The organism is Aeromonas sp. YN13HZO-058 (genome assembly GCF_001921245.1).
In the GTDB taxonomy this organism is placed as follows: Bacteria; Pseudomonadota; Gammaproteobacteria; order Enterobacterales; family Aeromonadaceae; genus Aeromonas; species Aeromonas allosaccharophila.
Genome location: NZ_MQSY01000024.1, coordinates 13909 through 38353, shown reverse-complemented (window position 1 = coordinate 38353; position 24445 = coordinate 13909). Strand labels below are relative to the sequence as shown.

At 62.2% G+C, this 24445-nt stretch carries 24 protein-coding genes; 14 read left to right on the top strand and 10 right to left on the bottom strand.

Annotated elements, in window-relative coordinates; translation table 11 throughout:
* The first annotated feature begins 121 nt into the window (after positions 1-121).
* The 12 genes from hpt (at position 122) to BSP75_RS05295 (ending at position 10221) form a co-directional block, all read left to right on the top strand.
* Positions 122-652 (top strand): hypoxanthine phosphoribosyltransferase, encoded by a 531-nt coding sequence (hpt, locus tag BSP75_RS05350; protein WP_005335618.1) that lies wholly within the window; start codon positions 122-124, stop codon positions 650-652.
* Between the two features lie 111 nt (positions 653-763).
* Positions 764-1681, top strand: a complete 918-nt coding sequence (locus BSP75_RS05345) for an ABC transporter ATP-binding protein (protein ID WP_075112474.1) — start codon at positions 764-766, stop codon at positions 1679-1681.
* Positions 1678-2451: an ABC transporter permease gene (locus BSP75_RS05340; RefSeq protein WP_005362866.1), complete on the top strand. Its 774-nt coding sequence runs from the start codon at positions 1678-1680 to the stop codon at positions 2449-2451. Before BSP75_RS05345 ends, BSP75_RS05340 begins: the two co-directional genes overlap by 4 nt.
* A 217-nt stretch (positions 2452-2668) precedes the next feature.
* Positions 2669-3820: a double-cubane-cluster-containing anaerobic reductase gene (locus BSP75_RS05335; RefSeq protein WP_075112473.1), complete on the top strand. Its 1152-nt coding sequence runs from the start codon at positions 2669-2671 to the stop codon at positions 3818-3820.
* 9 nt (positions 3821-3829) lie between these two features.
* A complete protein-coding gene (locus BSP75_RS05330; RefSeq protein ID WP_075112472.1) occupies positions 3830-4612 on the top strand; it encodes an acyl-CoA dehydratase activase in 783 nt (260 codons plus the stop codon).
* Positions 4609-4866: a DUF3343 domain-containing protein gene (locus BSP75_RS05325; protein WP_075112471.1), complete on the top strand. Its 258-nt coding sequence runs from the start codon at positions 4609-4611 to the stop codon at positions 4864-4866. Before BSP75_RS05330 ends, BSP75_RS05325 begins: the two co-directional genes overlap by 4 nt.
* A 134-nt stretch (positions 4867-5000) precedes the next feature.
* Entirely contained in the window at positions 5001-6011 is a 1011-nt protein-coding gene (locus BSP75_RS05320; protein ID WP_075112470.1) for a substrate-binding domain-containing protein, read from the top strand.
* Positions 6012-6770, top strand: coding sequence for an ATP-binding cassette domain-containing protein (locus BSP75_RS05315; protein WP_075112469.1), 759 nt, complete (start codon positions 6012-6014; stop codon positions 6768-6770). It abuts the gene before it with no gap.
* Positions 6767-7750 carry an ABC transporter permease gene (locus BSP75_RS05310; RefSeq protein WP_075112468.1) on the top strand — a complete coding sequence of 328 codons (984 nt, stop codon included), beginning with the start codon at positions 6767-6769 and terminating at the stop codon, positions 7748-7750. The genes BSP75_RS05315 and BSP75_RS05310 overlap by 4 nt, the downstream gene beginning before the upstream one ends.
* Positions 7751-7759: 9 nt before the next feature.
* On the top strand, positions 7760-9121 hold the full coding sequence (melA, locus tag BSP75_RS05305; RefSeq protein ID WP_042063114.1) for an alpha-galactosidase: 1362 nt from the start codon (positions 7760-7762) through the stop codon (positions 9119-9121).
* Between the two features lie 148 nt (positions 9122-9269).
* Positions 9270-9689, top strand: a complete 420-nt coding sequence (locus tag BSP75_RS05300; RefSeq protein ID WP_075112467.1) for a MauE/DoxX family redox-associated membrane protein — start codon at positions 9270-9272, stop codon at positions 9687-9689.
* A 4-nt stretch (positions 9690-9693) separates the two neighbouring features.
* Positions 9694-10221 (top strand): rhodanese-like domain-containing protein, encoded by a 528-nt coding sequence (locus BSP75_RS05295; RefSeq protein ID WP_075112466.1) that lies wholly within the window; start codon positions 9694-9696, stop codon positions 10219-10221.
* A gap of 82 nt (positions 10222-10303) precedes the next feature.
* On the opposite strand, the gene BSP75_RS05290 is transcribed toward BSP75_RS05295, so the two are convergent.
* From BSP75_RS05290 to thpR, 10 genes are all read right to left on the bottom strand, one after another.
* The gene (locus BSP75_RS05290; RefSeq protein ID WP_042656636.1) at positions 10304-11668 is read right to left on the bottom strand and encodes a cation:dicarboxylase symporter family transporter; all 1365 of its coding nucleotides are present in this window, start codon (positions 11666-11668) and stop codon (positions 10304-10306) included.
* A gap of 144 nt (positions 11669-11812) precedes the next feature.
* Entirely contained in the window at positions 11813-12163 is a 351-nt protein-coding gene (locus BSP75_RS05285; protein ID WP_042063121.1) for a putative quinol monooxygenase, read from the bottom strand.
* Between the two features lie 24 nt (positions 12164-12187).
* Positions 12188-13045 (bottom strand): pantoate--beta-alanine ligase, encoded by an 858-nt coding sequence (gene panC / locus BSP75_RS05280; RefSeq protein WP_042656634.1) that lies wholly within the window; start codon positions 13043-13045, stop codon positions 12188-12190.
* A gap of 113 nt (positions 13046-13158) precedes the next feature.
* On the bottom strand, positions 13159-13953 hold the full coding sequence (gene panB / locus BSP75_RS05275) for a 3-methyl-2-oxobutanoate hydroxymethyltransferase (protein WP_042063124.1): 795 nt from the start codon (positions 13951-13953) through the stop codon (positions 13159-13161).
* A complete protein-coding gene (gene folK, locus BSP75_RS05270; RefSeq protein WP_075112465.1) occupies positions 13950-14459 on the bottom strand; it encodes a 2-amino-4-hydroxy-6-hydroxymethyldihydropteridine diphosphokinase in 510 nt (169 codons plus the stop codon). The genes panB and folK overlap by 4 nt, the downstream gene beginning before the upstream one ends.
* Before the next feature lie 11 nt (positions 14460-14470).
* On the bottom strand, positions 14471-15946 hold the full coding sequence (gene pcnB / locus BSP75_RS05265; protein ID WP_058052520.1) for a polynucleotide adenylyltransferase PcnB: 1476 nt from the start codon (positions 15944-15946) through the stop codon (positions 14471-14473).
* A gap of 514 nt (positions 15947-16460) precedes the next feature.
* A complete protein-coding gene (gluQRS, locus tag BSP75_RS05260) occupies positions 16461-17369 on the bottom strand; it encodes a tRNA glutamyl-Q(34) synthetase GluQRS (protein WP_075112464.1) in 909 nt (302 codons plus the stop codon).
* A gap of 111 nt (positions 17370-17480) precedes the next feature.
* The gene (gene dksA / locus BSP75_RS05255) at positions 17481-17930 is read right to left on the bottom strand and encodes an RNA polymerase-binding protein DksA (protein WP_005335644.1); all 450 of its coding nucleotides are present in this window, start codon (positions 17928-17930) and stop codon (positions 17481-17483) included.
* A gap of 119 nt (positions 17931-18049) precedes the next feature.
* Entirely contained in the window at positions 18050-18793 is a 744-nt protein-coding gene (sfsA, locus tag BSP75_RS05250) for a DNA/RNA nuclease SfsA (protein WP_075112463.1), read from the bottom strand.
* Positions 18790-19347 carry an RNA 2',3'-cyclic phosphodiesterase gene (thpR, locus tag BSP75_RS05245; protein ID WP_075112462.1) on the bottom strand — a complete coding sequence of 186 codons (558 nt, stop codon included), beginning with the start codon at positions 19345-19347 and terminating at the stop codon, positions 18790-18792. The genes sfsA and thpR overlap by 4 nt, the downstream gene beginning before the upstream one ends.
* A gap of 178 nt (positions 19348-19525) precedes the next feature.
* Between thpR and hrpB the strand changes: the two genes are divergently transcribed.
* Together hrpB and mrcB are read left to right on the top strand one after the other, a co-directional pair.
* A complete protein-coding gene (hrpB, locus tag BSP75_RS05240) occupies positions 19526-21985 on the top strand; it encodes an ATP-dependent helicase HrpB (RefSeq protein WP_075112461.1) in 2460 nt (819 codons plus the stop codon).
* Positions 21986-22094: 109 nt separating this feature from the next.
* On the top strand, positions 22095-24413 hold the full coding sequence (mrcB, locus tag BSP75_RS05235) for a penicillin-binding protein 1B (protein ID WP_075112460.1): 2319 nt from the start codon (positions 22095-22097) through the stop codon (positions 24411-24413).
* Positions 24414-24445 lie beyond the last annotated feature (32 nt).

Sequence of the window (24445 nt, the reverse complement as noted above, 5' to 3'; positions counted from 1 at the left end):
CAATTAAAATAAGCCGATAAAAGCACCACGTATCTCTAGCACCCTTCGACATGAGTGGTAGAATCATCGGTTTTGATATTCATGAACGGCCAAATCCCCTTTGGCCTTATGGGAGTAAGTGATGAAACACACCGTCGAGGTGATGATCTCCGAGGCTGAAGTAGCCGCCCGGATCGCCAAATTGGGTGAAGAGATCACCGCCCGCTATCAGGGTTCTGACGAAGTCGTGATGATTGCGCTGCTGCGCGGTTCCTGCATCTTCCTGGCTGACCTCTGCCGCCAGTGCCAGCTGCCCATCACCCTGGACTTCATGACCGCCTCCAGCTACGGCTCCGGCATGCACAGCACCCGTGACGTGCGCATTCTCAAAGACCTGGACGATGACATCAAGGGCAAGGATGTGGTGATCGTGGAAGACATCATCGACACCGGTTACACCCTCAACAAGGTGCGCGAGATCCTCTCCCTGCGCGAGCCGAAATCCCTGGCCATCTGCACCCTGCTGGACAAACCCTCCCGCCGCGAAGTGCAGGTGCCGGTCGACTGGATTGGCTTCGCCATTCCAGACGAATTCGTGGTCGGCTGTGGCATCGACTACGCCCAGAAGTACCGCAACCTGCCGTTTATCGGCAAAGTGGTACCCCAGGAGTAAGCCAGGTTCAGGAATATCACGGGTGAAGCGGCCTTGTGCCCTTTACTCTGTGCAGGCGGCCTTGGCCGCCTTTTCTGTATCGAGCCGGATTCAACCATCACAGAGGTTGCAATGAACACACTGGAAATCAGCGGCCTGAAAAAGACCTATCAGGGGGGCGTCGAAGCCCTTAAAGGCATCGATCTTACCGTCAGGCAGGGGGATTTCTTCGCCCTGCTCGGCCCGAACGGCGCGGGCAAGTCCACCACCATCGGCGTCATCAGCTCGCTGGTGAACAAGAGCGCCGGCAAGGTAAAGGTGTTTGGCTACGACATCGACAGCGATCTGGAACAGGCCAAGGCTCAGCTCGGGCTGGTGCCGCAGGAGTTCAACTTCAGCCAGTTCGAGAAAGTGATCCAGATTGTCACCCATCAGGCCGGTTTCTACGGCGTACCCAAGGCGGAAGCCAAGATCCGCGCCGAGAAGTACCTGCGCCAGCTCGATCTGTGGGAGAAGCGCGACATGCCTGCCCGCACCCTCTCCGGCGGCATGAAGCGCCGTCTGATGATCGCCCGCGCCCTGATGCACGAGCCCAAACTGCTGATCCTCGATGAACCGACCGCCGGGGTCGATATCGAGATCCGCCGCTCCATGTGGACCTTCCTCAAGGATCTCAACGAGCAGGGCGTCACCATCATCCTCACCACCCACTATCTGGAAGAGGCCGAGATGCTCTGCCGCAACATCGGCATCATCGACAAGGGGCGTCTGATCGAGAACACCAGCATGAAAAATCTGCTGGGCAAGCTGGGTCGCGAGACCTTCCTGCTCGACCTTGCGCCAGGTTCTGCCGTACCTGAGGTGCCAGAGTTCAACGGCCGCATGCAGGATGAGCGCACCCTCGAGGTGGATCTCGACAAGAGCCAGTCACTCAACAGCCTGTTCGAGCAGCTGTCGAACCAGCAGGTGCAGGTCGTGAGCATGCGCAACAAGGCCAACCGGCTGGAAGAGCTGTTCGTCAATCTGGTCGAAGAGGGGAGAAAAGCATGAATCTGGCCATCTATTACATCGCCTTCAAGAGCATTCTGGCCAAAGAGGTGAGCCGCTTTACCCGGATCTGGATCCAGACCCTGGTGCCGCCAGCCATCACCATGAGCCTCTACTTCGTCATCTTCGGCAACCTGATCGGTTCGCGCATCGGTGACATGGGCGGTTTCACTTACATGGAGTTCATCGTGCCCGGCCTCATCATGATGTCGGTGATCACCAACTCCTACTCCAACGTCGCCTCCTCCTTCTTCAGCGCCAAGTTCCAGCGCAATATCGAGGAGATGCTGGTCGCGCCGGTGCCCAACTACGTCATCATCGCCGGCTACGTCGGCGGTGGCGTGGCGCGCGGCCTCTGTGTCGGCCTCATCGTCACCCTGGTGTCGCTGTTCTTCGTGCCGCTGCAGATCCACCATCTGTTCAGCGTCTGCGTGACCGTGCTGCTGACCGCCATCCTCTTCTCGCTGGGAGGCCTCATCAACGCGGTGTTTGCCAAGACCTTCGACGACATCAGCATCATCCCCACCTTCGTACTGACGCCGCTCACCTATCTGGGCGGGGTGTTCTACTCCATCAGCCTGCTGCCCCCGTTCTGGCAAGGTGTCTCCCAGGTGAACCCCATCATCTACATGGTGAACGCGTTCCGCTACGGCTTTCTCGGTATCTCCGACGTGCCGCTCGGCACCGCCTACCTCATCATCATCGGCTTTATCGTGGCCCTCTACGGTATCGCCTGGTGGCTCATCTCTCGGGGCACCGGGCTGCGTCACTGATGACATGCAACGGGCACCTCGCGGTGCCCGTTGTTTATTCTCATCCTCCTATCTTCATCACACATCAGATAACCTCCCTGTTATTAAGGCTTTATCCGGCACCTTGTGATCCACCGCAATTTTCGGATTACCCCCAAAGGTATAATTCCCGCGGTTGGAAGAGCCGTGATGGACGGCCTCTTCCTCTCTCTCATTTCCCAGCAGGACAGGATCGCTTATGTCACTGATCACCGAGTTGCCAGCCATTTTCGAGAGTTTTTCAGATGCCCGTCGTCAGGGCTTTCTGGCTGTAATGGCACTCAAGGAGCGACAGATCCCCCTGATCGGTACCTACTGCACCTTTATGCCGCAGGAGGTGGCGATAGCCGCCGGCGCCGTGGTGGTATCGCTCTGCTCCACCAGCGACGAGACCATCGAGGAGGCCGAAAAGGATCTGCCCCGCAACCTCTGCCCGCTCATCAAGAGCAGCTACGGGTTCGGCAAGACCGACAAGTGCCCCTACTTCTACTTCTCCGATCTGGTGGTGGGGGAAACCACCTGCGACGGCAAGAAGAAGATGTACGAGTACATGGCAGAGTTCAAACCGGTGCATGTGATGCAGTTGCCCAACCGCGCCGATGACGAGGCCTCCCGCACCCTGTGGCGCAGCGAAATCGTCCGCTTCAAGGAGTTGCTGGAGCAGCAGTTCGGCAACCCCATCAGCGAGCAGGCACTGCGCGACGCCATCGTGCTGAAGAACCGCGAGCGCCGCGCGCTGGCCGACTTCTATCGGCTGGGTCAGCTCAACCCGCCGGCGCTGAGCGGCACCGACATCCTCAAGGTGGTATATGGCGCCACCTTCCGCTTCGACAAGGAGCAGCTTATCGGCGAGCTGCAGGAGATGACCCGCCGCATCAAGGCCGACTATGCCGAAGGCAAGCGGCTCGATGCCCGCCCGCGCATCCTCATCACCGGCTGTCCCATCGGCGGCGCTGCCGACAAGGTGGTACGCCTCATCGAGGAGCACGGCGGCTGGGTGGTGGGTTACGAGAACTGCACCGGCGCCAAGGCGACCGAGCAGTGCGTCAGGGAAGAGGGCGACCTGTTCGATGCCCTGACCGACAAGTATCTGGCCATCGGCTGCTCCTGCATCTCCCCCAACCACCAGCGCATGAATCTGCTGAGCCAGATGGTGGAGGAGTATCAGGCTGACGGGGTGATCGATGTGATACTGCAGGCCTGCCACACCTATGCGGTGGAGTCGCTCGCCATCAAGCGCCATGTGCGCGAACGCCACGGCATCCCCTACATGGCGGTCGAAACCGACTACTCCAGCGCCGACAAGGGACAACTGGCGACCCGGCTGGCTGCCTTTATCGAAATGCTGTGAGGAGGCGCCGTGTCACTCTCCATCGGGATTGACTCGGGCTCCACCGCGACCAAGGGGATCCTGTTCGACAGCCGGGATGGCGGGCGTATCGTCCGCCGTTTTCTGGTGCCGACCCCCTTTCGTCCGCTGGCCGCCATCGAGCAAGGCTGGGAGGAGCTCTCGGCCGATTTGCCAGAGCGCCCCCACCTGACCCTGACCGGCTATGGCCGGGATCTGGCGTCGTTCGCCGATCGCCGGGTCACCGAGATCTCCTGCCACGGGCTGGGTGCCCGCCTGCTCTGTCCATCGGTACACACCGTCATCGACATCGGCGGGCAGGACAGCAAGGTGATCCAGCTTGATGGCGACGGCAACCTCACCGACTTTCTGATGAACGACAAATGCGCCGCCGGTACCGGCCGCTTTCTCGAGGTGATCACCCGCACCCTGGGGGCGCGAGTCGAGCAGCTCGACGAGCTGTTGGAGGGCGCAGAGCCCCACGACATCAGCAGCATGTGTACCGTGTTTGCCGAGTCGGAGGCGATCAGCCTGCGCTCGGCGGGTATTCCGGCCGAGTCTATCCTCGCTGGCATCGTCCGATCCATGGCCCGGCGCAGTGCCAACTTCATCGGCCGCCTCGGCGCCAGACCGACGGTGCTCTTTACTGGCGGCGTCAGCCACTGCGCCACCTTCCGCCACTATCTGGCAGAAGGGCTGGGCTGCGAGGTCGCCACCCATCCGGATGCCCAGTTTGCCGGTGCGCTGGGGGCCGCGCTGTTTGGCGCGCGCGCCAGCACGGGAGCCAAACCATGAATCAGGAGTTCCTCTACCTGTTCCACTCCACCCTCGGCACGGTCAGGCTGCGCAAGCGGCTGGAGCAGCACGGCCAGTCGTTTCGGGTCTGCGACGTACCACGCCAGCTCAGCGCTGGCTGCGGCCTCGCCATTCGCCTCCACTGTCTGCCAGACGAGTGGCAGCTGTGGTGCCAGTGCGGCGAAACCGCCGCCGTCTTTCGCTGCGAAGCGGACGGCGACTATCAGGAGCTGGCCCGCTATCCAGCCTCGTGAGCCTGCAGGAACCACCCCATTTGACCGCCCGACACCCGATCGTGGTAGCAACCACATTTACCCGGCGCTTTGAATGGCCTGAGCCTCACCGCAGGCGATCCACCGCGCCCACATTTACAACAAGGAGAAACACAATGCACAACACCCACACTGGCAATACTCACACGGCCAAACGCTGGCTGACCGGCCTGCTGATGTCCGGCTGCCTGCTCGCCTCCCAGGTGGGCGCGGCCCCCTCCGGCAAGGATATGACCATCTGGTTTGATCTCGGCGGCCCGGTCGGCGAATCCTACGTCACCGTGGTGCAGAATGGCGCCAAACAGGCGGCTGAAGATCTGGGGGTGGATCTGCGACTGGTCTACTCCGACTGGCAACCCCAGAAAATGATCGAGAACTTCAAGCAGGCAGTGGCCGCCAAGCCCACCGGCATCGTGGTGATGGGCCACCCCGGTGACAGCGCCTACCAGCCGCTGATTGCCGACGCCATCACCAAGGGGATCAAGGTGACCTCGGTGGACACCGAGCTCTCCGGCACCATGGCCGATGAATTGAGCAACGGCTTTGGCTACGTGGGCGACAACAACGCTACCCGCGGCATCAATCTGGCCAAAGAGGCCCTGCGCCGCAGCGGCCTGAAGAAGGGTGACCGCGCCATGGTGTGGGGCATCAAGGACATCGCCCAGCGCAGCGACTCCACCCGTGGCCTGATCAAGACCCTGGAAGAGGCGGGTATGAAGGTCGACTTCATCCAGATCTCGCAGGAAGTGGACAAAGACCCGTCCCTGGGTGCCCCGGTCGTCACCTCCTATCTGGCAACCCACCCCGACGTGAAGATGGTGCTGGTGGATCACGGTGCCCTGACCGCCCAGATGGGCAACTTCCTGCGCAACGCCGCCGTCAAACCCGGTGAGCTGTTTGTCGCCGGTTTCAGCCTCTCCCCCGCCACCGCAGACGGGATCCAGTCCGGTTATGTGCAACTGGTAGCCGATTGCCAACCCTACCTGATGGGTTACCTCTCGGTGGTCCAGCTGGTGCTGAGCGAGCGTTACGGCTTTGCCGGTCTGGACATCAACACCGGGGCCGGTTTTGTCACCAAAGACAACATCGCGCTCATCGCCCCGCTGGCGGCCAAAGGTTTGCGCTAAATGGTGCCACTGGCCCTCGAGCTGCACGGGCTGAACAAATGGTTCGGCCCGGTGCAGGCCCTGCGGGATATCCATTTCCAGCAGCGGGCGGGTGAAGTGGTTGCCCTGCTTGGCGACAACGGCGCGGGCAAGTCGACCCTGATCCGGGTCATTGCCGGTGCCGAACCGTTCGGCAGCGGCACCCTGACCGTTGCCGGGCAGACGGTGGCAGGCGATCGCTACGATGTGCCCACCGCCCGTCGGCTCGGCATCGAGACCGTCTATCAGAGCGGCGCCCTCGGCGAGCAGCAGAGCGTCTGGCGCAACCTCTTTCTGGGACGCCATCTGCGCAATCGCTGGGGCTTTATCGACCGGCAAGAAGAGCGATGCCGGGCCGCCGAGCTGCTGCGGGAGCTCCATTTTCGTGGCATCGGTGCCAACGTCGATGCGCCGGTCAGCCTGCTCTCTGGCGGCGAACGACAGGGGCTGGCCATCGGCCGCGCCATGCTGTTTGATGCCCGGCTGGTGATCCTCGATGAGCCGACCACCGCCCTATCCCTCGGTGAGGTCGAGAAGGTGCTCAGCTTTATCGAACAGTTGCGGGCCCAGGGCCGCGCCTGCCTGCTGATCACCCACAACATGGCCGATGCCTACCGGGTCGCCGACCGCTTCGTGGTCATGGACAGGGGCGCCATCGTCGCCCAGTACCACAAAGCCGACATGACCCTCCCGGCCCTGCAACAGGCGCTGCTCGATGCCGTCAGAAGGGGTAGCCAATGAGACACTTCCTGCTCGCCCATCGGGCGCCTTTACTGACCGGGCTGATCCTGCTGCTGCTGTGGGGGTTGTTTGCCAGCATCAGTCCGGTCACCTTTTTCCATGGCCGGATCTACACCTCCCTGCTCTCGACCATTCCGCTGACCATCCTGCTGGCGCTGGGCATGACCCTGTTGATCATCGCCCGCGAGATCGACATGAGCTTTCCTGCGGTCATCGCGCTGGGGGGATTTATCTTCGCCTGGCTGTTCCAGCACACCGGCTCGCCGCTGCTGGCACTGCTCGGGGCGATGGCGGGCGGGCTGCTGTGCGGGCTGCTCAACGCCCTGCTGATCGTGCAGTTCCAGATCCCCTCCATCATCGCCACCATCGGCACCCAGTTCTTTATCGGCGGCCTCACCACTGTGCTGGCCGACGGGCTGGCCCTCAGCCTGCCCGAGATCCGCGACACCCTGCTCCATACCCTGCTAACTGGCAGAGTGTGGGAGTGGCTGCCCGCCCAGGCCCTCTGGAGCCTGCTGGCAGCGCTGTTGCTCTGGCTGCTGCTGGCTCATCACGAGCTGGGTGACAATATCAACTTCATCGGAGACAACCCGGAGGCTGCACGCCTGATGGGGGTGCCGGTCAACCGGATGCGGCTCGGCCTCTTCATGCTGATGGGGCTGCTCGCAGCGCTGGTCGGGGTGCTGATCAGCGTCGAGATGAGCAGTTGGTGGCCCAATCAGGGGCAGGGTTACATGCTGCTGGTGTTTGCCTCTGTGTTCATTGGCGGCACCTCGGTACTGGGGGGCAGAGGCACTCTGCTGGGCAGCCTGTTTGGCGCCTGCATCATCGGCATGCTGGAGGCGGGCATCATCAGTGCCGGTCTCGACGGCTTCTGGACCCGACTGGTCTACGGGGTGATGATCCTCGCCGCCCTGATGATCCACGGCAGCATGCTGCAACTTCAACAGGGACGCTGGCGTTCCCGTTTTTTCAAATAAGGTTCTGACATGAGCAAAATCACCATTATTGGCGCTGGCAGCGTCATGTTTACCCGCCAGATTGTCTCGGCCCTGCTCTCCTACCCCGCCATGGCGGGCACCGAGCTGGTGTTGATGGATCTCAATCCCGAGGTGCTGGCCCAGAGCCACCGTCTCATCACCATGATGGTGGCGCAATCCGGCCTGCCGATGCAGGTGAGCCAGACCACCAGCCAGCGCGATGCGATTCGCCATGCGGACTTCGTCATCAGCGCCATTCAGGTGGGCGGCCTCGCCCCCTGGAAGCTGGACATGGCGATCCCGGCCAAATACGGGGTGATCCAGGAAGTGGGCGACACCATGGGACCGGGCGGCATCTTCCGCGCCCTGCGCCACATTCCACCTATGCTGGCGATCCTGCGGGATATGGAGGAACTCTGTCCGAACGCTCTCTTCATCAACTACGCCAACCCGCTGGCGCCCCTCACCTGGGCCGCCAAAGAAGCAAGTACCATCCAGTCCATCGGCCTCTGCTATGGAGTGCGCTACACCGTCGCCCAACTGGCCGGTTATCTGGGGGTCGGCCCCTGGGTGGATCACCCCTCCACCCCGGAACGCTGGCAGCGCCTGATGTATCACGATGTACCCGCCGAGGTGGAGTACGAGTTCGCCGGGATCAACCACATGACCTGGATCACCCGCTTTGCCATCCATGGCGAAGATATGCAGCCGAAGATCCGGGCGCTGGTGAATGATCCGAAAACCCGCGAGGCGGACGGCGTGCGCTGCGAAGTGCTGAAGTTCTTTGGCCTCTGGTGTACCGAGAACCACTGGCACTGCAGCGATTACCTGCCCTATTTCCGCAAGAACGAGGCGATGATCAACCACTTCCTGCCCCAACGCTGGAATCTGTTGGCCCTGGAAGAGCAGGTCCACGCTGCCGGCAAGGCGGAGATCGCCGCCCAGCTGGCGGGGGAAAAACCCTTCGTCATCGCCCCCAACATGCTCAACGGGCCCAAGCTGATCCACGCCATGGTGAGCGGCGAGCGCACCCGCATCAACGGCAATCTGGCCAACTGCCAGCCCGAGGGACTGCTGGTGGAGAACCTGCCCGCCGACTGCGTGGTGGAGGTGCCGATCTGGGTCGATGAGAAGGGACTGCAACCGCAGGCGATGGGGCGACTGCCGACCCAGTGCGCCAGCCTGTGCAAGAGCAACACTGCGGTGCAGGAGCTGATCGTGCAGGCGGCCCTGACCGGCGATCTCGATGCTGCCCGCTACGCGCTGGCCCTCGATCCGGTCACCGCCACCGTCTGTACCCTGGAGCAGATCCAGCAGATGTTCGACGAGATGTACGCCGCCCAACGTCAGTGGCTACCCCAGTTCGCCTGATTGCAATAAGGGTCGGGACTGCGGCGTTCATACCCAGTACCGACCCTTTCCCCGCAAAATAGAGATTTATGTGGTCTTGCATGGGGTTAGCCATTGCGGCTCAATCGGGAATTGTTAGAATTCATCCCTCTCTATAAAGAGGTAGAACATGCCTGCTTTGTTGCGCATGCTGGCCAATCTGGCACTGGGTGGCTTCTTCGTCGCCTCGGCCGGGTTCAAGCTGGTATCCCCCGCCCTGTTTGTCGAACAGATCGCGGCCTTCGGGCTGATCTGGCCGTCACTGATCCCGCCGGTGGCCTGGGGGCTGATCGCGCTGGAGCTCTGCGCCGGACTCGCGGTCATTGCCAACCGGCGCTGGGGATTGTGGCTGGTGATCGGGCTGCTCGCCCTGTTTATTCCGGTGTTGGGCTATGGCGTTGCTATCGGCCTCGACATCTCTTGCGGCTGTCTTGGCAAGGCTGATCTCAGCTCGCTGCCAGAAGCCATCCTGCGGGATCTGCTGCTACTGACGCTTGCGGGCGCCCTGCTGCGAACTTCCCGCCCCGTTTTTTCCGTTCCAAAGGAGTAGTGACATGATGACATTGCGATCCCGCACCCTGCTGGCCTCGCTGATCGCCGCCAGTTTTGCCCTCGGTGGCTGTGGCGACAACCAGTTCGAGCAGGAGGTAAAGCTGGAGCAGTCGGCGGTGCAACTGGCGCAAGAGACACAGCAAGGGGGCTATCAGCTGCTGACCGTGGCCGAGCTGAAGACCCGGATGGATAAGGGCGAGGAGCTGGTGATCATCGACACCATGCCCTATGAGGACTCCTACAAGAAAGAGCACATCCCGGGCGCCAAGAACTTTGTCTTCGTGAAGGAGGCCAAGTCCGGCGACAACTGGAGCGAGATCGTCGAGGGGAGCGCCACGGCGGAGCAGTTCCAGGCGCTGTTGGGTGAAGACAAGTCCCGCCCTGTGGTGATCTACTGCGGCTTCGTCAAGTGCGGTCGCAGCCACAACGCCGCCGCCTGGGCGGTGACTCAGGGCTATCAGCAGGTCTATCGGGTGCCGGGCGGTATCTTCGCCTGGAAAGGCGCCGGTTACCCCGTCTCTGCCGAGTAAGCGCGCCTGCCCACAGGGCAACACAGCCGACATAAAGAAGCCCGCAACTGCGGGCTTCTTTCATATTGGGTAACGCTCGGGGTTAGCTGGCGGCCTGCTGCTCCAACACCTGCGTCTCGGCCAGCTGCTGTTTGCCCAGCAACCGCTTGGTGATCATCGCCGCCATGATGGAGCCGTTGACGTTGAGGGCGGTACGGCCCATGTCCACCAGCGGCTCGATGGCGATCATCACCCCCACCAGCGCGATGGGGAAGTTGAGGGTGGAGAGCACGATCAGCGCGGCGAAGGTGCCACCACCGCCGACGCCAGCCACCCCGATGGAGCCGAGCGCAATGACCGGCAGCAGGGTCAGCAGGAACAGGGGATCGAAGGGGTTGATGCCGAGCATGGGGGCAATCATCGCCACCATCATGGCCGGATAGATACCGGCGCAGCCGTTTTGACCCAGATTGGCACCGAACGAGGCGGCAAAATTGGCGATGCTGGCGGGCACCCCAAGACGTTGCTGGGTCTCGATGCTGAGCGGAATTGAGGCGGCGCTGCTGCGGGAGATAAAGGCGAAGGTGAGCACGCCCCACACTTCCCGCAAATAATGCAGCGGGTTCTGGCCGAGCAGCAGCAGGATCACCATGTGTACCGCAAACATCGCCAGAATGGCGACGTAGCAGACCAGAATAAAGCCGAGCAGATTGAGGATCTCGCTCAGGGGATAGTGAGCCACCACCCGGGCGATCAGCGCCATCACGCCATAGGGGGTGAGCGCAATCACCACCCGCACCATCTTCATCACCCACAGTTGCAGGGTGTCGATGGCCACGGCGGCGCGAGCCCCCGCCTCCGGGTGCTCCGCCTTCAGCTGCAGCAGGGCCACCCCGGCCAGCACGGTGAAGATGACCACCCCGATCACCGAGAGACCTCGACTACCCGCCATGTCGGCGGCAAAGTTGGTGGGCACCAGCGAGAGCAGCAGGGCGGGCAGGGTCTGGGCACTGTCGATGGTGCTCATGCTCTGTTGCAGGGCGGCGCTGTCGCTACCGTGGCTCAACAGCCCCTCGGCAGTGAGACCGCTCAGATGGGTGATGGTCATCCCCACCACACCGGCAATCATCACCAGCGTCAGCATGGAGCCGATCAGCACGGCGCTGATCTTGCCGAGGGACTGGGCCTGCTCCAGCTTGTTGATGGCGGAGAGGATGGAGGTGAACACCAGTGGCATCATCACCACCTTGAGCAGGCTGACATAGCCGCCGCCAACGATATTGACCCACTCCAGGGTCTGCTGGACACCGGCATCATCGGCGCCCCAGCCCAGTTGCAGACCGAGACCAAACAGCCCCCCCAGCAGCAGACCGGCGAGCACCTTGCGCGACAGCGGCACCGTGGCGGGCAGTCGGGTCAGGGCAAAACAGAGCAGACAGAAGAGCAACGAAGCAAACAAGGTAAACATAAATAAACACCTGTAGCGGCCATCAGGGCCGATTGTGGAGAGAGAAAACAACGGGTGCGAGCAGAGTCGCGGGGGAAAACGCCAAATGGCAGGCGTGAAAAAGCAGCGGACGCCCGAGGGGGCGTCCGCTGGCAATCGGGGGAATTACTTCTTTACGGGGGCGTCGTACTGTTCGGGTTCGTCGCTATAGACGCAGACATTCCACTTGGCGGCCAAACCATCATCGGCCAGGCAGTAACGCTCGAAGAACGCGGTGATCTCGGCGCGCTGGCAGTGGGCTTCAAAGGCCGCCATATCTTGCCAAATCTCGTTGAACACGATGGGGAAGCTCTCCCCCTCGGCAAACGGACTCGGGATGTGGCGGGTCACCCGATATTGCAGGCAACCATCCTCACGCAGGGTATTGGGCTCGAGCGCCTGCAGCACCTGAAACAGGGCTTGCTCCTGACCGGGTTTCGGCAGGAATTGGGCAATGCAGTAAACCTTCTTGGACATGGGGTCCTCCTGGTTGTGGCGGGCTCAGGCTTGCTGCAGCGTGACCACTTGGTTGTCGATAAGGCGGGCCTTGCCAAGATAAGCGGCCATCAGGATCACCAGCTGCGCGCTCTCGTCAGTGGCGGACTCGAGTGTGGCAGCATCGACGATGTCGATGGCATCGGTACGGAAACCGGCATTGTCGAGACGCTGACTGGCCTGCGCCACCAGCGACGGCAGGTGGTGGTCACCCGCTTCAATCTGCTCGGCGATCCAGTTCATGGTGCGCGCCAGCTCGGGGGCAATGGCCCGCTCGGCGGCAGTCAGGTAGCCGTTGCGCGAGGAGAGCGCCAGCCCGTCTTCGGCCCGCACGGTCGGCACACCGACGATCTCGATGGGCATCGCCATGTCGGCCACCATCTTGCGAATAAGCGCCAGCTGCTGGTAATCCTTCTGGCCAAAGCAGGCCACGTCCGGCTGCACAAGATTGAACAACTTGGTGACGACGGTGCTGACCCCACGGAAGTGACCGGGGCGCAGCGCCCCTTCCAGCAGGCCGGAGAGGCCCGGCACTTCGACGAAGGTCTGGCTCGCCAGCCCCTGCGGATACATGATCTCCGGGGTCGGGGTGAATACCATGTCGACGCCGGCGACTTCCAGCGCAGCGCAATCCTGCTCCAGAGTACGCGGGTAGTTGGCGAGATCCTCGGCCTTGTCGAACTGCATCGGGTTGACGAAGATGCTGACCACCACCTTCTCGGCGTGGCTGTGCGCCTCTTTCACCAGCGTCAGGTGGCCCTGATGCAGGTTGCCCATGGTGGGCACGAATGCGATGGCTCGCCCTTCACGGCGCCATTGGCTAATCTGCTCACGCAGAACGACGGGATTATTTACGACCAACATCAGCAGTTCACCTTTAGATGAATCAATAAGATACGGATTAGCTATAGGGATTAACTGTACGAGGCTGACAAGCAGAGACGGGGGCCGCAGCCCCCATCGTGCAACCGCCAGGATCAGTTGAAGCAGTGCTCCGGGCCGGGGAAGCTTCCCTCGCTCACCTGCTGGACATAGAGGCGGATGGCGGCACGCACATCGCCGGTCTCGGCCAGGAAATTCTTGGTGAACTTGGGCACATAGCCGGAGGTGACGCCAAAGGCATCGTGCATCACCAGGATCTGGCCATCGGTCGCGGGACCGGCACCGATGCCGATCACCGGGATGCGCAGCGCCTTGGTGATGCGCTCGGCCAGCGCAGTGGGCACACACTCGAGCACCAGCAGCTGGATACCGGCCGCTTGCAGTTCGAGGGCCTGACGGTAGATCTCTTGCGCCTGAAACTCGTCGCGCCCCTGCACCTTGAAGCCGCCAAAGACATGGACGGATTGCGGGGTGAGGCCGAGGTGACCACACACCGGCACCCCGTTGCGGGTGAGGTGGCGGATGGAGTCGCACAGCCAGTCGCCCCCTTCCATCTTCACCATGCGGGCACCGGCCGCCATCAGGCGGGCCGCATTCTGGTAAGTCTGCTCCGGCGTGGCGTAGCTCATGAACGGCATGTCGGCGACCACCAGTGCCTTGCTGGCACCGCGCGCCACACAGCGGGTGTGATAGACCATCTCATCCATGTTGACCGCCAGGGTATCCTGACCCCCTTGCAGCACCATGCCCAACGAATCGCCGATGAGCAGCACGTGCGCGCCCTCGTCGTCGAACAGCTTGGCAAAGGTGGCATCATAGGCGGTGATGGCGGTGAACTTTTGACCATCCTGCTTCATTTTCAGCAGGCTGGCGGTGGTGATCTTGCTCATAGAGGCTCCTGTACGTCTGCACGCGGGGCAATGATGGCCAAATCATTGTGCGGGCAGCGGGCAACCAGTCGGGCGAGCGGGGTGCCGCAGGGCAGCACCAGAGCAGGCGCAATTTCGGCAAGGGGCAGCAGCACGAACTCCCGCTCCTTCATGCCGTAGTGGGGTACGATCAGGCGCTCATGGTTGATCACCTGATCCCCATAGAGCAGCAGATCGAGATCCAGCGTTCTCGGTCCCCACCGCTCATCCTTGCGCACACGTCCCTGTTCCAGCTCGATTTTTTGTAATTGATCCAGCAGCGCAAGGGGCGCGAGCCGGGTGTTAAGCCGGGCTACGGCATTGACGTAGTCCGGTTGGTCAGCAGGGCCCATGGGGCGGCTGCTGTAAAACGACGAGGCCTCCACCAGCACAGATTCCGGCAACCGGCCCAACGCGGCGACGGCGCGACGAGCCTGACCCAGCGGGTCAGACAGGTTGGAACCTATGGCGATGAAGACCTCGGTCATCACGTCTGTTGTCACTCGGCCACTTTCGGTTTGCGGCGACGGGGGCGACGACGGTTGCGGCTGTTGCTGCTGCGCTTCTCGCCATCGTTGCTGCGGGCCTCACCGGCCGGGGCACGCTCACCGCTCGCCGGGCGGCGGGTCGCTTCGCGCTGCAGTTGCGGGCGCACATCCGGATTGGAGGCGACATAGCGCTCCCACCAGCTGGCCAGCTCGCCGAGACCACGCTCGACCCGGTTGCGCAGCAACAGGAAGTCGTACGCCGCGCGGAACTTGGGATGCTCCATGGCGCGCTCGGGGTGCTTGCCCTGACGACGGGTCAGACGCTGTTGCAGTGCCCAGATGTCGCGGACATCGGTGGTGAAACGGCGAGGAACGGCGATGATCCGCACCTGATTGTCCAGCACCTCGTTGATCGCCAGCATGAAGGCGTCATACCAGGGCAGGCCGCTCTCGTTCTCCAGTACCCGACCACGGGCCTCGACAGCGCCCCACAGCAGGGTGGCGTAGAGGAAGGCGGGAGTGACGCGTTTATCTTCACGGACACGGGTGTCGGTATCGATCAGCGCCAGCTCGATCAGCTGCTCACAGGGCGAGTTGCCGTGCGGGGTAAACAGCGCCGCCACTTGCGGGAACAGCTGCTGGAACAGGCCATACTCGCGCAGCAACTTGTAGGTCGCCAGACCGTCGCCAGCCAGGAACAGCTTGAGGGTCTCCTCAAACAGGCGAGCAGCAGGGATGTCTTGCAGCAGCGGCGCCAGCTCCTTGATGGGGGCGGCGGTACGCGGGCTGATGGTCATGTCCAGCTTGGCGGCAAAGCGCACGGCGCGCAGCATCCGCACCGGATCCTCACGATAACGGGTCTCGGGATCACCGATCAGCTCAAGCTTGCGCTCGGCCAGATCTTCCAGACCCCCTTCGAAATCGTGCAGGGTGAAATCTTTGGCACTGTAGTAGAGGGCGTTGACGGTAAAGTCGCGGCGCTCGGCATCCTCTTCGATGGTGCCGTAGACGTTGTCGCGCAGTAGCATGCCTTCATCAGACTGGGCCGACACATGTTTGCTGGTATTGACCTGATGGTGGTGACCCCGGAAGGTGGCCACTTCGATCACGTCACGACCAAAGACAATGTGGGCAAGGCGGAAACGACGGCCAATCAGGCGGCAGTTGCTGAACAGCGCCTTGATCTGCTCCGGCGTCGCATCGGTTGCGATGTCGAAATCCTTGGGCGTCTTCCCGAGCAGAATATCCCGGACTCCGCCGCCGACCAGGTAGGCCTCATAGCCCCCTTTGTTCAGGCGATAGAGCACCTTGAGGGCATTCTCGCTGATCTCTTTGCGCGAAACAGGGTGCTGATCACGGCTTAAGGTACGACGTTGACCGGCGACACGGGCTGGAATGGGGGATTCCACCGGCTGCTCGCCATCTTCCTTGCCGAGCACCTTGCGGCAAAAGTTTGCGATCTGGGAAAAAATGGTACACCTCTTCATGACTTCTAAATTGACGGGAGGCCAAAAAATAGCGGCCTATCATAGCTCACGCCTGACCAAATGAAAAACCATGAGGTTACTTCAGCGCATTTGAATCAAACCGGGCCAAAAAATAGCGGTCTACCTGTGCATAGCTCACGCCTAACCAAATGAAAAACCGTGCTGACAATTGATCCCGAATGAAACAGGTCGCCAGCAAAAATAGCGGTCAATCTGCACATAGCTCACGCCTGACCAAATGAAAAACCATGCGGTTACTTCAGCTCATTTGAATCAAACCGGGCCAAAAAATAGCGGTCTACCTGTGCATAGCTCACACCTGACCAAATGAAAAACCGTGCTGACAATTGATCCCGCATGAAACCATCTGCCAGCGAAAATCGCGGTCTATCTGCGCCCAGCTCACATCCTATTACACGAAAACCGGTTCTCTTTACTCAAGGTCCAACGGGATCTTCTCGCTGGCNTCTATCTGCGCCCAGCTCACATCCTATTACACGAAAACCGGTTCTCTTTACTCAAGGTCCAACGGGATCTTCTCGCTGGCGGGCACCCGTTCGAGCCGCCAGTTGGCGATGCCCCACCCGATGATCTCGTCGATCCGGCTTGTCATCAGTTCGGGGGGGGGGCACTGACCGAGGAAGTGCAGTGCCTGCCACAAGGCCGGTCGCACCTCATCGAGCGCCAGCGCCGGCGCATGGTTCTGCTTGGAGAGCTTGTTGCCATCGGCCAGCACCGCCAGCGGCAAATGTACCCAGTCGGGCACCGGTGCCCCCAGGGTCTGGTAGAGGGCAATCTGGCGCACTGTGGGCTCCAGCAGATCGGCGCCGCGTACTATCTCGGTGATGCCGCTGTCCATATCATCCACCACCACCGCCAGGTTGTAGGCGTAGAGCCCGTCGCGGCGGCGGATAATGAAATCCTCCTCGGCGAGCGCCGCCGGGACCGCAATATGGCCCTGCAAGCGATCATCGAAGTGGTAGACCGGATGGTGCTGGCGCAGCCGGGCGGCACATCCCTCTGCCGTCAGCCCGAGAGTGCGGCAGTGGCCGTTGTAAAAGCCACCGCTCGCCATGATTTCGCGCCGGGTACAGCGACACCAGTAGAGATCGCCAACCCGATAGAGCTGGTCGATGATCTCGTCATAACGGCCGTGGCGCGCACTCTGGAACATCACCTCCCCATCCCACTCGAGGCCATATGCCTCAAGGGTCTTGAGGATCAGGTCAGCCGCCCCCGCCATCTCCCGCGGCGGATCGATATCTTCGATGCGCACCAGCCAGCGCCCCTGCTGCGATCTGGCCTGCAAAAAGCTGCCGAGGGCGGCGATCAGCGAACCGAAGTGAAGTGGGCCGGAAGGTGAGGGAGCAAAGCGGCCGACATAAGGACGCGCAAGGGATGAGGACGGGGAATTCACGGGCATGGCTGTTCGGATAAGCGATTCATTGAGGCTGCATTCTGGGGGGCGACCGCCAAAAGCTCAATAAAAAAGGGAGCCCGCGAGCTCCCTTTTTCATATACCAGAGGGTCGGGATCAACCGGCCATCTGTTTTTCCTTGATCTCGGCCAGCGTCTTGCAATCGACACAGAGGTCGGCAGTCGGACGGGCTTCCAGACGACGGATACCGATCTCGATACCGCAGTGTTCGCAGTAACCGAAATCATCGTCTTCAAGCAGCTGCAAGGTCTTCTCGATCTTCTTGATCAGCTTGCGTTCACGGTCGCGGGTACGCAGTTCAAGAGCGAACTCTTCTTCTTGCGCGGCACGATCCACGGGATCCGGGAAGTTGGCAGCCTCGTCTTTCATATGGTCGACGGTACGATCAACTTCCTGCATCAGTTGGTTGCGCCAGGCACCCAGGATCTTGCGAAAATGCGCCTTTTGTTGGTCATTCATGTACTCCTCACCCGGCTTTTCCTGGTAAGGCGCGACACCCGCAATGGCCAGGGGGCCCAGAGATTTCCTGTTTTCGCCTGTTGGCATGCCCTGTCTCCTAATTCAGCACGCTACCCGTGCCATCCATAAATTGAGGGCGACATCTATAGCAGAAGGGTAACGGGTAAGCAAACGAGCCGTACCAATAATGTTACCCACTCCAATATTTATGCACTCCCCTCGGGTAACAGGTGACCAGATTCAAATGGGATGAAATCTTGGGCCACCATGCCATGCACCCCAACATGGGGCCGATAGCATAAAATTTCAACCCCCGCCGCAATTGACTGCTCAATTAGCAGACTATAGTGCGGATCTATATGGGTTGCAGGGCGCATCCGGCTTATTCCGGAGTGCAACACCATAAAGAGCAGCACGGCTCTGTGGCCCGCCGCTTTCATCGCCATCAGCTCGCGCAAGTGCTTGGCACCACGGGCGGTGACCGCATCGGGGAAGTAACCCATGCCCGGTTGATCACGTTCGTCGAGCAGGGTCACTGATTTTACCTCGATGTAACAATTGCCCTTCTCGTCATCTTCCAGTAGCAGATCGATGCGACTGTTCTCTTCACCATACTTCACCTCGGTGCGCAACCGGCTGTAACCAACCAGCGGGGCGATGGCATCTTGCTCGATAAGCTCGCGGGCGATCTGGTTGGCGCGCGCCGTGTTGACGCAGATAAAGTGGCCCGCCGGGCTCTCGGCGATCTCCCAGCTGTTGGGCAGTTTGCGCTTGGGGTTGTCGGAGGTGGAGTACCAGACCCGGGTGCCCGGATCGGCACAACCGGTCATGGCACCGGTATTGGCGCAGTGGATGGTGATGACCTCGCCGTTATCGAGTTGCACATCGGTCAGAAAGCGCTTGTAGCGGGCCACCAGCTGGCCCGATTGCAGGGGGGGATCAAAGATCACGGGTTTACCCTCCGTTGCTCTTCATTATCCAATCCCTCTTTGCTTCTTGCCCGCAGCGGCCAGCAGGCAAGCGGCTCGTAGCGTACCCCGTCCGGGGTCGAGATGGATTGATAGAGGCAGAACTCGTCAGCCTGCAGCAGAAAATTTGGGGCAAGCTGGATGGCCGGTGCCTCACCCGCCTTGCGCGACAGGGTGACGTGGGGGCGATAACCCTGCTCGCCATTGCCAAGGCGCAGCTTCTCACCGTGGCGGCGCAGCGCCCGGGCCAGCACGTTCAGCTCGTTGGGCCACTCCTTCGGGCCAATCCAGGCTGCCTTTGCCCGGCTGAACCAGCCGGTCTCATCCAGCCTGATGGAGAGCGGCGGACAGTGCTGGCGCTCTACGGCAGCGATCAGGCGGCGGGTGGTCAACTCATCCGCCTCACCCAGAAAAGCCAGGGTCAGGTGAAGGTTGGCTTGCGGCACCGGCTGACCGGGCCAGGGCTGCTGATCGCGCCAGGCGATGAGCTCGGGGGCGAGCTCCTTGACGGGCAGGGCAAAGAAGAGTTTGGCCATGTGGTGATAATGCCTTTTTCACGCTCATTGGATGGGCCCATTCTATGGCAGCCATCCGGCCATGTCTCGCCAGCCTCCCGCCCGAGTGACCATCTCCGCACATCCACTCACGGTGGCGCGAGTGGCTGTGGCAGAATAGGCGCCGTTTTACCGGTTGCCACAGAAGGTGCTCATCGCTTTGTCCCAGCTCCCCATCGTTTCGGTACTGCCCGAACTCTTTGCCGCCCTCGACAGCCACAGCAGCGTGATCCTGCAGGCGCCACCCGGTGCGGGCAAATCGACCCTGCTGCCGCTGGAGCTGGTGCGCCAGAACCGGCTGCCCGGCCGCATCATCATGCTGGAGCCAAGGCGGCTGGCTGCGCGCAATATCGCCACGTTTCTGGCACGCCAGCTGGGGGAGAAGGTGGGCGAGCGCATCGGCCTGCGGGTACGCGGCGAGAGCCGCACCAGCGCAGCGACCCGGCTCGAGATCGTCACCGAGGGGGTGCTGACCCGGATGTTGCAGCAGGATCCCGAGCTGACCGGCGTCTCGCTGGTGATCTTCGATGAGTTCCACGAACGCAGCCTGCACGCCGATACTGCGCTGGCCTTCGCCATCGAGAGCCAGCAAGGGCTGCGCGATGACCTCAAGCTGCTGGTGATGTCCGCCACCCTGGATGGCATGGCGCTTGAGACCTTGCTGCCAGATGCGCCGGTGATCCGCTCTGAAGGACGCGGTTTTCCCATCGACTACCACTACCGCCCCGCCAACCGCCAGCAGTGGCTGGAGCCGCAGGTCGGTGCCGTGGTGCTCGAAGCGCTGGCCGCCCACCGCGGCAGCCTGCTGGTCTTTCTGCCGGGACAGGGGGAGATCGAGCGACTGGCGCAATGGTTACAAGGGGGGCTGGCAGACAAACTGCCGGATGATGTGACCCTCGCCCCCCTCTACGGTCGCCTCGACATGGCGGCGCAGCAAGCGGCCATCGAACCGGCGCCTGCGGGCCGCCGTAAGCTGGTGCTCACCACCAATGTGGCGGAGACCTCCCTCACCATCGAGGGGATCTCGGTGGTGATCGACAGCGGGCTGGAGCGACGGGCCTCGTTCGATCTGAAAAGCGGCGTCACCCGACTGGAGACCCGCCAGATAGCCAAATCCTCCGCCACCCAGCGGGCCGGTCGCGCCGGTCGTCTCGGCCCCGGCGTCTGCTACCGGCTCTGGAGCAGCGAAGTGCAGGAGCGGCTCGCCGAGCAGAGCCCGCCAGACATTCTCACTCAGGAGCTGACCGGCCTGCTGCTGGACGCCGCCCAGTGGGGGGCAAAGGTGGAAGATCTGCCGCTGCTGGATATGCCCCCCGCCGCAGCGGTGGCCAGCGCCCAGCGGCTGCTGGTGGCCCTTGGCGCCATGAAGCCGGAGGGTGAGCAACAACTCACTCCCGCTGGCCGCGCCATGGCCGCCTTCGGTACCCACCCTCGCCTCGCCCGCATGCTGCTGCGCGCCCGCGAGCTGGAGTCCGAGGGTCTGACAGGGATTGTCGCCGATGCCGCATATCTGGTGGCGTTGCAGGAAGAAGATCTGCGAGGATCGGAGCGCCTCTCTGTGCTGTTCCATCGCCGTCAAAGCGCCCTGCGCCAGAGCGCGGCCCGCTGGTTTGAGCGGCTTGGCGTGCGCCCAGCCAATGCGCAGGGTCAGTGGCTCGGGCTGCTCTGTGCCCTCGCCTGGCCGGATCGAATCGGCAAACTGCGCAGCGGCAGCCGCTATCAACTCAGTGGTGGGGTGAGCTGCGATCTGGTAGAAGGTCATCCCTGTCAGGGACAAGCCGCCCTTATCGCCATCGAGATGGGGCAAAACGATCGCGGCAGCCGCATCTTTATCGCCGAACCGGTCGATCTGGACGAGCTGGTACGCCTGCTGCCGGAACTGGTGAGCGAGCGGCAATGGTTCGACTGGGATGAACGGGAAGAGCGGGTGCGCGCCGAGCGCCAGCAGGTGATCGGTGAGCTGGTGCTGAGCCAGCGACCGCTGACCGAGCTGTCGGACGAGCAGAAAGGGCGCTGCCTGCTGCAAGGCATTCGCCGCAAGGGGCTACATGTGCTGCCGTGGGACGAGAGCAGCGAAGGGCTGCTGGCCCGTCTGCGCTGCGCCCGCGACTGGCTGCCCGATGAGGGGTGGCCCGCGATGGATGAGGAAAGTTTGCTGGCCACGCTGGAACAGTGGCTGCTGCCGGCGGTGAGCGGCATGACCCGGCTGGAGCAGCTGAAGAAGCTCAACCTCGGCGATATCCTGCGTCAATCCCTACCCTGGCCACTGCCCAAGCGGCTGGACGAGGCGCTGCCGAGCCACTTTGCGGCGCCCACCGGCAGCCGGGTGCGGATCCGCTATCAGCCGGGGCAGGCACCGGTGATCCCGGTGCGTATTCAGGAGATGTTCGGGCAAGGTTCGACCCCCAGCGTGGCCGATGGCCGGGTGCCGCTGGTGGTGGAGCTGCTCTCCCCCGCCCAGCGGCCGCTGCAGATCACCGCCGATCTGGCTGCCTTCTGGGCTGGCTCTTACGAGCAGGTGAAAAAAGAGATGAAGGGACGCTATCCCCGCCACTACTGGCCGGATAATCCGCTGGAGGCGATGCCGACCAGGGTCACCAAGAAGAAGATGGGGATGTAGGTTCGATGAACGAAATCTCACCGACTATTTGATGGATAATCGGCCGCGATCGTTCGATTACGCCGCGATGGCAACACAACGAATAATGATGAACAGGTAAAGAGGAACCATGGCAACCCAACGACGCAAGAGCCCTCCCAAGAAGGCCGCTCCCAAACGCACCATCTGGCGCAAGCTGTTCTGGCTTGGCTTCAAGCTCTCCCTGGTGGTGGCGGCCTTTATGGTGGTGTTCGGCATCTATCTGGATACCAAGGTGCGCGAGCGCTTCGATGGCGAGAAGTGGCAGTTGCCGGTGATGGTCTACAGCCGCCCGCTGGAGCTCTACCCCAGCCAGCGCCTGTCGCGAGACCAGATGCTGCGCGAGCTCAACATGCTGAGCTACAAGCAGGTGCGCCAGCCTCACACGCCGGGTGAATACACCATCAACGGCAACCGCATCGAGCTTATTCGCCGTCCGTTCGAGTTCTATGACGGCGCCGACGGGGCCCGCGGCCTGCGCCTCACCTTCAACGGCCCGCGCCTTGAGGGGATCCAGTCGCTGGAGAACCAGCGCCAGCTCGGTTACGCCCAGATGGACCCGGTGCTGCTCGATCGCCTCAATACCGAAGATCGGGAAGATCGCCTGCTGGTGCGCATCGCCGAGGTGCCCGACAGCTTGCTGGTGACCCTGCTCACCACCGAAGATCGCGACTTCTACCAGCATGGCGGCGTCTCGCCGGTGGCCATCATGCGCGCCATGTTCGCCAACCTAATCGCGGGTCGCACCGTGCAGGGCGGCAGTACCCTCACCCAGCAGCTGGCCAAGAACTTCTTCCTGACCCGTGAACGCAGCCTGTGGCGAAAACTGCAGGAAGCCTACATGGCGGTATTGATCGACTATCGCTACAGCAAGGACGAGATCCTCGAGTCCTACCTCAACGAGGTCTATCTGGGGCAGAACTTCTCGCAAGGGGTCTATGGTTTCGGGCTTGCCTCCTACTTCTACTTCGGCATTCCGGTCAACGAGCTGGATATCGATCAGGTCGCCCTGCTGGTCGGTCTGGTGAAAGGCCCCTCCTATTACGATCCCTGGCGCTTCCCGGAGCGGGCCAAGACCCGCCGTGATCTGGTGCTGAAGCTGCTGATGGATCACGGCAGCCTGACCCAGGCCGAATATGAGCTGGCCAGCCGTCAGCCCCTTGGTATCATCGCTCGCGGCCAGATGAGCTATGGCCGCACCCCGGCCTTTATGGGGCTGCTCAAGCGCGAGATCCAGAGCCGCTTCGGCGCCGATCTGCTCAAGCAATCTGGCCTGAAGATCTTCACCAGTCTCGACCCCATCGCCCAGCATGCGGCCGAGCGTGCGGTCGAATCGGGCCTCGCCGAGATCGAAAAGCTGCGCGGCAAGAAGAAGCTGGAGGCGGCCATGGTGGTCTCCGACTGGCACAAGGGCGAAGTAGTCGCGCTGGTGGGTGGCCGCGATCCCCGCTACGCCGGGTTCAACCGGGCGCTGGATGCCCGCCGCCAGATCGGCTCGCTGGTGAAACCGGCGGTCTACCTCACCGGCCTCTCCAACGGCCTGACGCTGGCGACCCCGCTGAAAGATCAGCCGATCCGCATTCGCGGTCAGGATGGTCAGGTCTGGACGCCGCAAAACTACGATCGCAAGTTCCGCCAGAGCGTGCCGCTGATGGATGCGCTGGCCAGCTCCCTCAACGTGCCGACCGTCAATCTGGGTCTGCAGGTCGGGCTGGAAAAAGTGGTCGATACCCTGCACAAGCTGGGGGTCCAGCAGGAGATCCAGCCCTATCCGTCGCTGGTGCTGGGGGCGGTAGCGCTCTCCCCGATGGAGGTGAACCAGATGTATCTGCCCATCGCCAATCAGGGGCTGACCCAGCCGCTGTCGGCGATCCGCGCCGTGGTCAAGGGGGATGGCAGCCTGCTCTATCAGCATGATCAGACCGCCAAGCGGGTCACCGACCAGCAAGCGAGCTGGCTGACCCTGTTCGCCATGACCAAGACGGTGAGTCAGGGCACGGCCCGCGCGCTCAGTGCCAAGTTCCCCGGCGCCACCATGGCAGCCAAGACCGGCACCACCAACGAGCTGCGCGACTCCTGGTTTGCCGGGATGGACAACAACGAGCTGGTCAGTATCTGGGTCGGTCGCGACGACAACACCCCGGCGGGCTTGACCGGTGCCAGCGGCGCGCTGCAACTCTTTAGCGGCTACATGAGCCAACGCGGCGTCAACAGTCTGGGGCTGAAGATGCCGGAAGGGGTCACCTGGGCCAACTTCTCCCGCGCCAGCGGCACTCGCGTCACCAGCGACTGCCCGGGCAGCCTGCAGGTGCCGGCCAAGGCCTCCACCATGGGCTCCCCGGCCGGTTGCGCCAGCAGTGCGACGCCACGCAGTGCGCTGGATGACTGGTTCGGCGGTTTCTTCAACTAGATCAACAACACGGGCAGCGCAGGCTGCCCGTT

What these genes read in the sequence shown, in the direction of transcription:
- hpt (WP_005335618.1), top strand. Translation starts at nt 122, where the DNA reads ATGAAACACACCGTCGAGGTGATGATCTCCGAGGCTGAAGTAGCCGCC.
- BSP75_RS05345 (WP_075112474.1), top strand. Translation starts at nt 764, where the DNA reads ATGAACACACTGGAAATCAGCGGCCTGAAAAAGACCTATCAGGGGGGC.
- BSP75_RS05340 (WP_005362866.1), top strand. Translation starts at nt 1,678, where the DNA reads ATGAATCTGGCCATCTATTACATCGCCTTCAAGAGCATTCTGGCCAAA.
- BSP75_RS05335 (WP_075112473.1), top strand. Translation starts at nt 2,669, where the DNA reads ATGTCACTGATCACCGAGTTGCCAGCCATTTTCGAGAGTTTTTCAGAT.
- BSP75_RS05325 (WP_075112471.1), top strand. Translation starts at nt 4,609, where the DNA reads ATGAATCAGGAGTTCCTCTACCTGTTCCACTCCACCCTCGGCACGGTC.
- BSP75_RS05320 (WP_075112470.1), top strand. Translation starts at nt 5,001, where the DNA reads ATGCACAACACCCACACTGGCAATACTCACACGGCCAAACGCTGGCTG.
- BSP75_RS05315 (WP_075112469.1), top strand. Translation starts at nt 6,012, where the DNA reads ATGGTGCCACTGGCCCTCGAGCTGCACGGGCTGAACAAATGGTTCGGC.
- BSP75_RS05310 (WP_075112468.1), top strand. Translation starts at nt 6,767, where the DNA reads ATGAGACACTTCCTGCTCGCCCATCGGGCGCCTTTACTGACCGGGCTG.
- melA (WP_042063114.1), top strand. Translation starts at nt 7,760, where the DNA reads ATGAGCAAAATCACCATTATTGGCGCTGGCAGCGTCATGTTTACCCGC.
- BSP75_RS05300 (WP_075112467.1), top strand. Translation starts at nt 9,270, where the DNA reads ATGCCTGCTTTGTTGCGCATGCTGGCCAATCTGGCACTGGGTGGCTTC.
- BSP75_RS05295 (WP_075112466.1), top strand. Translation starts at nt 9,694, where the DNA reads ATGATGACATTGCGATCCCGCACCCTGCTGGCCTCGCTGATCGCCGCC.
- BSP75_RS05290 (WP_042656636.1), bottom strand. Translation starts at nt 11,668, where the DNA reads ATGTTTACCTTGTTTGCTTCGTTGCTCTTCTGTCTGCTCTGTTTTGCC.
- BSP75_RS05285 (WP_042063121.1), bottom strand. Translation starts at nt 12,163, where the DNA reads ATGTCCAAGAAGGTTTACTGCATTGCCCAATTCCTGCCGAAACCCGGT.
- panC (WP_042656634.1), bottom strand. Translation starts at nt 13,045, where the DNA reads ATGTTGGTCGTAAATAATCCCGTCGTTCTGCGTGAGCAGATTAGCCAA.
- panB (WP_042063124.1), bottom strand. Translation starts at nt 13,953, where the DNA reads ATGAGCAAGATCACCACCGCCAGCCTGCTGAAAATGAAGCAGGATGGT.
- folK (WP_075112465.1), bottom strand. Translation starts at nt 14,459, where the DNA reads ATGACCGAGGTCTTCATCGCCATAGGTTCCAACCTGTCTGACCCGCTG.
- pcnB (WP_058052520.1), bottom strand. Translation starts at nt 15,946, where the DNA reads ATGAAGAGGTGTACCATTTTTTCCCAGATCGCAAACTTTTGCCGCAAG.
- gluQRS (WP_075112464.1), bottom strand. Translation starts at nt 17,369, where the DNA reads ATGCCCGTGAATTCCCCGTCCTCATCCCTTGCGCGTCCTTATGTCGGC.
- dksA (WP_005335644.1), bottom strand. Translation starts at nt 17,930, where the DNA reads ATGCCAACAGGCGAAAACAGGAAATCTCTGGGCCCCCTGGCCATTGCG.
- thpR (WP_075112462.1), bottom strand. Translation starts at nt 19,347, where the DNA reads ATGGCCAAACTCTTCTTTGCCCTGCCCGTCAAGGAGCTCGCCCCCGAG.
- mrcB (WP_075112460.1), top strand. Translation starts at nt 22,095, where the DNA reads ATGGCAACCCAACGACGCAAGAGCCCTCCCAAGAAGGCCGCTCCCAAA.